Genomic DNA, 6,732 nt, shown 5'->3' with positions numbered 1-6,732 from the left:
GCGTCTGCCGTTGAAATAGCATCACCATGATGGTGACGCGCTCCTCGGTACTCAGGTGACTGTATTGGGTAGACATGACAACACCTTACATCAGGTGTTGCACTTGCTCCTTGAGGCCGCCAAGCCCGGTCCACTTTTCAGCAAAGAGATACCGTGACTCTGAGCAGACAGCAAGGCAAAACTTTATCAAAATAAATTGCCATAAGCAAAAGACGAAAACTGCTGAAGCGGGTCTTAATTAGATTTTGCGTTGCCGTGGATTACGCCGATCGCGCAGACCGAGCTTGCCGATGGAGCATCTGACCGCCGCCGGCGAGTACATCGACAAGCGCAAGCAAACCCGCAGCGCATCCCTGATCGCCCCAAGGATGAGGACAGTCATGCGCTCTATCCGCCAAGGACATTCAAAGTCAACAGCCAAGAACCTCTTGCATGGCAGTGCCACATGCATGATCAACTGCCACACCCTCGGAACGAGGACCACGACGCCTTGCGAGCAAGCGAGACTCCTGATGCATCACCAGAAGCTGATAGAGTCAGGGCTCCAAACGGTGCTGCTGGTAAAACCAGTCGACAATGTCGCCATCCGGGCTGTAACCATTGACGGTTTCACGCAGTAACTGTCGCACGCGACCATAATCATCACTTGAAATAGCCACCAGCAGCTCGGCAAGCTTTTCTTTTAACACCTCCCACGACAAATGATCCTCATGGGCACTCATGATCATGGGGTGCGGGGTTACGCCCACGTTGTCGCCGATCAACAACTCTTCGTAGAGCTTTTCACCGGGTCGTAAGCCGGTGAACTCGATGGCAATATCGCCCTGAGGATTTCTCTCGGAACGAATACTCAATCCCGACAGGTGAATCATTTTCTCGGCTAACTCGACAATTTTCACTGGCTCACCCATGTCCAGAACGAATACGTCCCCCCCCTGCCCCATCGCCCCCGCCTGAATCACAAGCTGTGCAGCCTCGGCAAGGGTCATAAAGTACCGGGTGATCTTTGGATGCGTGACGGTCAATGGGCCACCCGACTTGATCTGTTTATGGAACAGGGGAATCACCGAGCCGGAAGACCCCAGCACATTACCAAAACGAACCATCGTGAAACGGGTTTTATTGACTCTGGACACGTTAGCAACATCACCAAACATCACAGGACCGGCTTCGTAACTGAGCGCTTGCAAGGTCATTTCAGCAAGGCGTTTGGTACTACCCATAACGTTGGTTGGGCGCACCGCCTTGTCGGTTGAAATCAATACAAAGTTCGAAACTCCAACTTGCAGCGCGGCCTGTGCAGCATTTAGCGTGCCAAACACATTATTCATTACACCTTCAGCAATATTGTGTTCGACCATCGGTACATGCTTGTAGGCCGCAGCGTGATAAACAGTGTCTACACGCCAGGTTTTCATAACATCCAGAAGCTGATGTTGATTACGCACAGTCCCCAATATTGGCAACAAACGTACCGCAAAAGGCAGTCGCGCCACTCGCTGCTCTAGCTCACTCAAAATACTATAAAGATGGAACTCGCTATGTTCAAACAATAGCAAAGTGGTCGGCCGCAACGCGATGATTTGGCGACAGAGCTCCGAACCAATCGACCCTCCGGCGCCGGTTACCAACACCGAGCACCCGGCAATGCAAAGCTCCAGCAAGTCATTCTGCGCTGGAACTGGATCGCGACCCAACAGGTCGGCGATGTCGACTTCCTGAATGTCGTCTACCTTTACCCGGCCGCTCGCCAAATCCATGAATGCCGGCACACTGCGTACATGCAGTGGAAAACCTTCGAGAAACTCGAGAATTTCCCGACGCCGAGTACGGCTAGTAGAAGGAATAGCCAACAGGATTTCCTGAGCCCCAGTTGCATCGATCATCTGTTGAATATGCTTGGGGCTATACACCTGTAAGCCGGATATAGCATGATCGACAATACTGATATCGTCATCGATAAAGGCCACTGGACGCATCATCCGCCCCATGCGCAACGCAGCCACGAGCTGATTACCTGCCGTACCGGCACCATAGATAGCCACTTTGGTCAGGCCATCGTCGCGATTAACGAACGACATGTGCTGCGCCGCAGATAACCAGTCCCCCAGAAAATAATGACGCATCCCCAGCCGAAGACCACCAATGATCACCAGGCAGAGCCACCAGTAGTTGAAGATAATCGAGCGTGGAACCACCGACTGGTGGTTACTGTACCAATACACCACCAAGACAAGAATCAATGCCGACAGGCTGACCGCCTTGATAATTGCAATCAGAGCATCATTGCCAAAATAGCGCATGACAGCCCGGTACATGCCAAAACGGACAAACAACGGAATCGCGATGACCGGCGCGCTGATGAACAGCCAGGTATGCGCAACGAATGGGTTGTAGAGATCGTCGATACCGAGACGAACGATGAACGCGAGCCACAGAGCGAACCAGACCAGAATAACGTCGGTTGCCACCTGAATTAGGCGTTTCTGTTTACGCGGCAATGCCAAAAGAAAAGTCCGAATCTTATCCATAGTCCCTTCGCTCAGTTGAGATCGCCGCCGGATCCTGCGATATCGACATTGACGTCATCTGTAAACCACCCACACCTTCAACGAAAGTCAGCTTGACGCTCCCGCTCACCCGCATGGAATTTTAGCGCCAATACCAGCAAAGGCGCGTATGCAATGCAAAGCACCATAGCGCCATCCATACGAAAGCGAACAACACAAAAAGCCAGCGGGACCAGCCAGAACAGATTGATCGCACCGACCGCGAGCGTCACCGGCAGATGATGGCCGAATTGACGTGCCGCAAATTGGTAAGCATGGCTGCGATGGGCCTGATAAATCTTTTCGCCGCGCGCCAACCGCCGAATCAGGGTAAAAGTCGAATCAACGATAAACACCCCCAGAAGTATCAGCCAAGCCCAAAAAAAATCGGGAGAGGCCCACGCCGCTTGCAGCGAAAACACCCCAAGCACTATCCCCAGAAATCCGCTCCCTGCATCCCCCATGAAAATTTTTGCTGGAGGGAAGTTCCAGATCAGGAATCCTGTCACTGAAACAGCGAGAAGCAAGGGTGGCCAGACCAGATCGCCGTGGCCGGTAACCCAGTACAACACGCAAATCCCTAGACAAGCACAAATGGCTTCAACGCTAGCGAGGCCATCAATACCGTCCATAAAATTGTATAGATTCAACACCCAGACCAGATAGAACAACGCCAACGTGGTCGTGATCCAGCCCGACTCCAGGATGAAGCCAAACAATGAGAGGACAGGCATACCCCCGACCCAAAACAAAACCCAAATACCTGCAAGAAAGTGCCCAGCCAAGCGCCAACGAGCAGCAATATGACCATGGTCGTCGATGAAACCGACAAGCGCCACGAGAGCCCCAGCCCCCCCCAGGGCAGAAAACGATCCGGTGCTAATGAGTTCCATTTGAAACAAGATCATCAGCGCCACTAAAAAAGTGAAAACAATCGCCCCCCCCCCCCCCCTAGGCGTCGCCACTGTGTGGGAGCTGCGAGTGTTGGGGACATCGATTAACTGTCGAGCCAAAGCATACTTGCGCAAGAGCCCTGTCAGAACAAAAGAAGCACAACATCCTGCAGGGATCAACCACCAATGACTCATAAAACGAAAGCTCCTGCCTATCCAAAAACGACCCTACATATCTAACCACGCAGATACCGATCGCGCGCTGGAGAAAACCCAAGCAAACATTATCACGTCGACCGCCAGAATGCCCAGCAGACACGGACAAGGTTATGAATTGCCCTTTACTCTTGACGCCCCTCCGATAGCATGAACACTAAAAATTCGCCCTCCCGAAAGCGATTACAAACCAACGCCAAAATAAACTATAATTTCGCCACCCTCTATCAGACGACGCCTATTCAGCCTGTAGGCGCACAGGAGAACAACGTTTGGAAACCAGCAGAAACGTACTGATAACAGGTGCAACAGGGTTTATTGGTCAAGCGCTTCACAACAGTTTAAAGCTCAATAAAAACATAACCATATCAACCCTTGCCAGTCGTAAAAAAGAACACTCATTAGAGAATCCGCATGGGACACTACCCCCTGAAAGTCCGCTCTACTCAGACAACCTATTCTTACAAGGAATAGACACTGTCATACACCTGGCGGGTAGGGCACACGTACTGAAAGAGCGATCTGAAAACCCACTGAACCTCTACCGCAGAGACAACGTTGACAGCACCCTAGAGCTCGCAAAAATTTCAATAAACAGCAATGTGCGGCGTTTCATTTTTATTAGCTCTATTGGCGTAAATGGCCCCTATACACATGGGGCAGCCTTCTGCGAGTTATCGCCTGAATCTCCAGTCGCGGACTATGCAATATCTAAATGGGAAGCAGAACAGCAACTACACACTCTTGTTCAAAATTCTAAAATGGAGCTGGTAATTATCAGGCCGCCCCTCGTCTATGCTGGACACGCCCCTGGGAATTTTCAGCGGTTGATGAAGCTGATCGACACAGGAATACCTCTCCCTTTTGCATCCACCAATAATGCCCGCAGCATGATTGCCTTAGAGAATCTTGTTGACTTTATCACCTTATGCATTTATCACCAGGCCGCGGCCAATGAAACTTTTTTGATTGCAGATGACGAAGCCTTCTCCACCACGGAAATAGTTCGGTACCTGGCGAGTGGCATGTCGCGAGACATCAGATTTATACCTCTCCCCAAAATCTTTATAAAATTGACTGCAAAAACACTCGGCATGCAGGTAGCTTACCATCAACTTTTCCAGTCACTTATTATTGACTCGCGAAAAGCACAACGCCTCTTAGGATGGAAGCCTCCGCTCCAAGCAAATAAAGCATTGTTCGAAGCAGGTTTAAATTACAAAAAATCCCACACCAGACAAGATCCCATCTAGGCAACGTAAGCGTCCCCACGCTCGAGCCCCCCCCCTTGACCTTCGATGCTGTGCCGACCCCGAAGCTTTCTCGCCCCGCCACTTAAATTGCGCTGCTGACCGGTCTCACCCACCAGGCGTGTGGCGACACTGGTTGCACGGCCGAATCCGTGAATGGTTCGCCGTCTGATGAAAACGACGCTTGGAGCGTGGGGAATAGCTACGCTGAGATAATAGCGGCGGCAAATAACCAGCAAGTATGAGTGATCTCTGCTTTTTGAGTCGGCTCGCCACTTTCAACAACGGGGACGACCGAAGCCATGCAGAACACGTGACTACTTCGATCCCGGTAAAAGTCACGTTGAAAAGGCGGACTGAGGCATCTAAATAATTGAGCCACCATTGGGGCCAACGAGTTCATGTATATGCGCTCCGGCACGGAGAAAATGCTCGCCCTTGTTGTGGCGACCTTCAGTGTGGCTCATCCACATTGCGCTTAACGCTTTGCCAATCGACGGGGCAACTGCATGACGTTGTTGGTGCATGAAGGCAGCCAAATAATCGGCATGGCGCCCAGATGGCGTTGACCCCCAGGCAGCTCCTGGCAGTGGTGGTCGGCCTTCCCTGGCAACTTCTTGGGCTTGACGGAATTATCCGCCCACATTAAGAGAAATGGATGACATACATCGATCAGCAGATCACGCAGATTCATTGCCATGATTTCTACTCATCCTCTCAACCAGCTCGACACCGAACAAATGCGCAGCCTCGCTGCGACGTTGCTCTGCCACGTTGAGCGGTTGGATACGCGGCTGGCGAACCTCAGCAAGGAAGTGCTGCATCACAAAACCCGTAATCAGCAGCTCACCCACGAAATCGCTCAGCTAAAACGCCATCGTTTCGCCAAGCGTTCCGAGTCGTTCCGAGTCGTTCAGTCTCGGCCAGGCCAGCCTGCCTGACGACTCGATTGAGACCGACCTGACTGCCATCGAAGCCGAACTGGAAGTGCCGACATCCAAGCCTGAGCTGCCACCTGCCCGTGAGCCCCCCCCCAAAGGTACCGTCTTGCCTGCTGAGTTTCCTCCCCCGTTGATCCTTCACGAGCCTGAACATACCCAATGCCAATGCGGCTGCACTTTCAAGCGCATATGCGATGACGTTAGCGAAAAGCTCGACTACAAGCATGGCGTGCTCAGCGTTGAACGTCAGGTTGGTGCCAAGCGGGTCTGCGACAACTGCGCACCTTTATTCAGGCGCTGGTGCCGGCACAGGTCATCGACAAAGGTACCCCGACCAACGGCCCGCTGGCTCAGGTGCGAATATGAGATTGAGCGCGAAGCACGCGATCTGGAGCCTGATGTTAGGCAACGAATTCGCCAGGAAAAAGCCGCGCCGGATGAGTTTCAAGCCCGAATGATCGCCCAGAGCAAACTTGTGCAAGAAGGTTTTGTAGTGGTCTAATGAATCCTGACACCCATTTAGGCGAGAATGCTCGCCACAGAGAGGTGTCTGATGACCAAGCAACGCCGTACCTTTACGCCCGAATTCAAGCGCGAAGCCGCCAGCCTGGTGCTCGATCAGGGCTACAGCCATATCGAAGCAGCTCGATCACTAGAGGCGGTGTCACTCCGACCAGTAAGGCGCTCACGCCCGAGCAGCAAAAAATCCAGGAGCTGGAAGCTCGGATCAATCGGCTGGAACGGGAAAAATCTATATTAAAAAACCGCCTCCCCGGCGCTCCGCGGCCCATTGGGATAGAAACACTACGTACTACACTTACATTTCTGGACAGTGGTCGCTGGCTTTTTGGAGGCTAAGTCCCCGTCAAAAAACTTGACCCAG

At 52.3% G+C, this 6,732-nt stretch carries 6 protein-coding genes and 1 pseudogene; 3 read left to right on the top strand and 4 right to left on the bottom strand.

The features are described 5' to 3' along the window. Positions 1–238: 238 nt before the first annotated feature. From H8F21_RS28990 to H8F21_RS28980, 3 genes are all read right to left on the bottom strand, one after another. Positions 239–382 carry a hypothetical protein gene (locus H8F21_RS28990; protein WP_203585818.1) on the bottom strand — a complete coding sequence of 48 codons (144 nt, stop codon included), beginning with the start codon at positions 380–382 and terminating at the stop codon, positions 239–241. Positions 383–536: 154 nt separating this feature from the next. Then, positions 537–2,531, bottom strand: coding sequence for a polysaccharide biosynthesis protein (locus H8F21_RS28985; protein WP_203585817.1), 1,995 nt, complete (start codon positions 2,529–2,531; stop codon positions 537–539). A gap of 77 nt (positions 2,532–2,608) precedes the next feature. Beyond that, positions 2,609–3,637 (bottom strand): MraY family glycosyltransferase, encoded by a 1,029-nt coding sequence (locus tag H8F21_RS28980; RefSeq protein ID WP_203585816.1) that lies wholly within the window; start codon positions 3,635–3,637, stop codon positions 2,609–2,611. Between the two features lie 293 nt (positions 3,638–3,930). On the opposite strand from H8F21_RS28980, the gene H8F21_RS28975 reads away from it, so the two are divergent. Continuing rightward, on the top strand, positions 3,931–4,911 hold the full coding sequence (locus H8F21_RS28975) for an NAD-dependent epimerase/dehydratase family protein (RefSeq protein WP_203585815.1): 981 nt from the start codon (positions 3,931–3,933) through the stop codon (positions 4,909–4,911). A 475-nt stretch (positions 4,912–5,386) separates the two neighbouring features. On the opposite strand, the gene H8F21_RS28970 is transcribed toward H8F21_RS28975, so the two are convergent. Beyond that, entirely contained in the window at positions 5,387–5,608 is a 222-nt protein-coding gene (locus tag H8F21_RS28970) for a hypothetical protein (protein ID WP_203585814.1), read from the bottom strand. On the opposite strand from H8F21_RS28970, the gene H8F21_RS28965 reads away from it, so the two are divergent. Both H8F21_RS28965 and H8F21_RS28960 read left to right on the top strand, forming a co-directional pair. Beyond that, positions 5,607–5,849, top strand: a complete 243-nt coding sequence (locus H8F21_RS28965) for an IS66 family transposase (RefSeq protein ID WP_203585813.1) — start codon at positions 5,607–5,609, stop codon at positions 5,847–5,849. The two genes, H8F21_RS28970 and H8F21_RS28965, sit on opposite strands and share 2 nt — an antisense overlap. A gap of 553 nt (positions 5,850–6,402) precedes the next feature. After that, positions 6,403–6,611 (top strand): annotated as a pseudogene (locus H8F21_RS28960) (transposase); the annotation flags it as partial. Positions 6,612–6,732 lie beyond the last annotated feature (121 nt).

This window comes from Pseudomonas arcuscaelestis (assembly GCF_016881005.1).
In the GTDB taxonomy this organism is placed as follows: domain Bacteria; phylum Pseudomonadota; class Gammaproteobacteria; order Pseudomonadales; family Pseudomonadaceae; genus Aquipseudomonas; species Aquipseudomonas arcuscaelestis.
Note: the sequence above shows the minus strand (reverse complement) of the source record. Positions and strands in the feature narration are given on the sequence as shown.